The organism is Bifidobacterium sp. POST2/T3 (B1), assembly GCF_058197115.1.
Genome location: NZ_JBVPQK010000321.1, coordinates 1 through 2,987, shown reverse-complemented (window position 1 = coordinate 2,987; position 2,987 = coordinate 1). Strand labels below are relative to the sequence as shown.

General features: G+C 61.4%; 3 protein-coding genes and 1 pseudogene. 1 reads left to right on the top strand and 3 read right to left on the bottom strand.

Features of this window, described 5'->3' with window-relative positions; translation table 11 throughout:
* Positions 1-158: pseudogene (locus tag AC0AP0_RS11065) on the bottom strand (replicative DNA helicase); the annotation flags it as partial.
* Between the two features lie 341 nt (positions 159-499).
* On the opposite strand from AC0AP0_RS11065, the gene AC0AP0_RS11060 reads away from it, so the two are divergent.
* Entirely contained in the window at positions 500-1,891 is a 1,392-nt protein-coding gene (locus AC0AP0_RS11060; RefSeq protein ID WP_490430501.1) for an MATE family efflux transporter, read from the top strand.
* Positions 1,892-2,043: 152 nt separating this feature from the next.
* Here the strand turns inward: AC0AP0_RS11060 and AC0AP0_RS11055 are convergent, their stop codons facing one another.
* Complete coding sequence (locus AC0AP0_RS11055) at positions 2,044-2,382, bottom strand: P-II family nitrogen regulator (RefSeq protein ID WP_101432992.1); 339 nt, start codon at positions 2,380-2,382, stop codon at positions 2,044-2,046.
* A gap of 17 nt (positions 2,383-2,399) precedes the next feature.
* Positions 2,400-2,987, bottom strand: a 588-nt coding sequence (locus tag AC0AP0_RS11050; RefSeq protein ID WP_490430500.1) for an ammonium transporter, incomplete at its 5' end; no start/stop codon positions are given.

The window sequence follows — 2,987 nt, the reverse complement described above, 5'->3', positions numbered from 1 at the left end:
ATGGCATCCTTGCTCATGAGCATGCCGCCCAGCACGGCCATCTCCGCATCGTCGTCATGCGGGGGCACCCGGTCGAAAAGCATGTCGCGGCCGGTCTGGACATGATCGGTGGGACGCTGTTCGGGATGGGTGTAGTCGGTATAGTCGTCGGAAGCCATAGCCACGATTCTACGAAGAGGACCATCCTTGAAAGCCCTAAGAAACGGATTTCACCCAAGGCATTCACTAGGACGCGCCGACCGTACTGGACGGGGTACAAGGCTGCTCATGCATGTGTACAGAAAAATAAGTTATCCACATTCAAGGCGTGTCCTAGAGGACATGTGTGCAACTTATCCACCTCATGGGTATAACTCTGTGCAAAACTTGGGGACAGCCTGCCACATCATCAATCCGGCTTGCACTCAAGGCTGTTTGGTGATACGGCATCCACGACAGGGCGTCCACGGACTGGCTTTCCTGGATTGTGTCTTCAGTCCAGAGCATTAGCATGGCGTCCATGCGCAGCCACAGGAACATCTCCGAAACCAAGACCACATCAATCACGCCGGAAGAGCGGCGGACGACCTACCGGACCATTGCCGGACTGGCCATACCCACCTTCGGCCAGCTGATCGCATCACCGCTCTTCGTCATGATCGACACCGCCATCGTGGGCCACATCAGCGACTCGGCCCTGGCCGGGCTCTCCATCGGATCCACTGTGGTGCTGACCACTGTGGGTCTGTGCATCTTCCTGGCCTACGGGACCACCTCCCAGGTGGCCCGGCTCATGGGCGCAGGCTGCCGCAGGGAGGGCATGCAGGCCGGCGTGGACGGCATGTGGCTGGCCTTCGTCATCGGCGTGGTCGTCTGCGCCCTGCTCCTGGTTTTAAGTCGGCCCATCTGCAGCCTGATGGGAGCCCGTGGGCCGGTCCTGCAGGCGGCGCAGACCTACCTGAACGCCCTGGTCTTCGGCCTTCCGGCCATGCTCCTGGTCTACGCGGCCAACGGCATCTTCCGCGGACTTCAAAAGGTAAAGATCACCCTGGTGGCCGCCGTGTCGGGCGCCATCCTCAACACAGCCCTTGAGATTCTGCTGGTCTTCGGCCTGCACATGGACATTCTGGGCTCGGGCCTGGCCACACTGATCGCCGAGTGGGCCATGGGGCTCTTCCTGACCATTCCCGCCCTGGTATGGGCCCGCCGGGAAGGCGCCCAACTGCGGCCCCGGCTCTCAGGCATGGCGGCCAGCATGGGCGATGGCTTCCCACTCTTCCTGCGGACCCTGGCCCTGCGGGTCTGCCTCTTTATGACCGTGGTGGCTGCGGCCCACTTGGGCGAGCAGGTGCTGGCGGCCTATCAGGGGGTCAACTCGGCCTGGAATTTCGGACTGAACATGCTGGATGCCGTAGGCATCGCCGGTCAGTCACTGGTAGCCACCGAACTGGGCGCCGGACAGCGGTCACGGGCACGGGTCATGACCGACCTGTCAGCCAAGGCCGGCATGGCCATGGGAGTGCTGGTCGGGCTGGTCATGATCGCTTTGGGCCTCTTCGCTGCTCCGTTGTTCAGCCCAACGCCGGCCATCAGGTCTCTGATCACCGTGGGCATGATCGTCCAAGGGGTCTTCATGCCCGTCGCTGGATGGATGTGGGCCTTGGACGGAATTCTGATCGGAGCCGGGGATTATCGCTACCTGGCAGCCACCTGCTCCCTGACAGCCGTGATCTATGTAATCGGACTGCTGGGCATGACGGCTCTGGCCATAAACTGGACACCCACCTGGCGGATAGCCATGCTCTGGGCCGTTCTCAATGTCCTCTTCATCGGCGTCAGGGCCATCTGCAATGGCTTGAGAACGCGCACCGATGTCTGGATGGGGACGATCGACCAGACCAGCCAAGCGTGAAGAGCCATTCTCAACGACTCAGACAAGGAAATCCCAGACATAGAAAAAGCAGGATCCCGATAGCCAGACCATGAAATTGGCCACAGCGACGAGATCCTGCAAAACTGGTCAGCACAGGAAAACGACCATACAGACGGCAGCAGGTAGCTGCCTCAGATGGCGTCGACGCCGGTCTCCCCGGTACGGACCCTGACTACCGAGTCCAGGGTCTGCACCCAGACCTTGCCGTCGCCTACGGTGTTGGTGGCAGCAGCTTGGACGATAGCGTTGACCAGCTCGTCGACCCGGCGATCCTCGGTCAGCACCTCCAAGCGCACCTTGGGAACCAGATCCACCTTGACAGTGCTGCCCCGGTAGACCTCCTTATGGCCGCCCTGCCGGCCATAGCCCTGGGCTGACGAGACGGTCATGCCGTGCACGCCGACCTCGGTCAGGGCCTGTTTAATCTGATCCAGCCGTCCGGGCTGAACGATGGCGGTAATGAGTTTCATGCTGCCTTCCTCTCTGATCAGTTCAGAATGGATCCGAAGTCGTAGGCGCTCTCACCCTGATCGCTCTGATCGACGCCGATGACCTCCTGATCCTTGCTGACTCGCCAACCAATGGTCTTCTCCAGCACAAAGGCGATCACACCAGTGACTGCAGCTGCGTAGATGATCGCAATCAGCGCCACCAGGAACTGAACCAGCAGCTGCCGGAAATTGCCGCCGGCCAGGAAGCCCGTGCCGGTACCAAAGAAGCCTATCAGCAGCGTGCCCAATAAACCACCCACACCGTGGATGCCTACCACATCCAAGGAGTCGTCATAGGCGAAGCGGAACTTGAGCCCGCAAGCCAGGCAGCAGACGAAACCAGCCAAAAGGCCGATGACCATGGCCCAGAGCGGGGAAACCACGTCGGCCGCTGGCGTGATGGCCACCAGGCCGGCGACCATGCCGGATGCAGCACCCATGGCGGTGTAATGCCCGGTGCGGACCCGCTCAGTAAAGAGCCAGCCCAGGGTGGCGCCGCTGGCGGCGATGGTCGTGGAAACCCAGGCATATCCAGCCGTGCCGTTGGCGGCGAAGGCGGAACCGGCATTGAAACCGAACCAGCC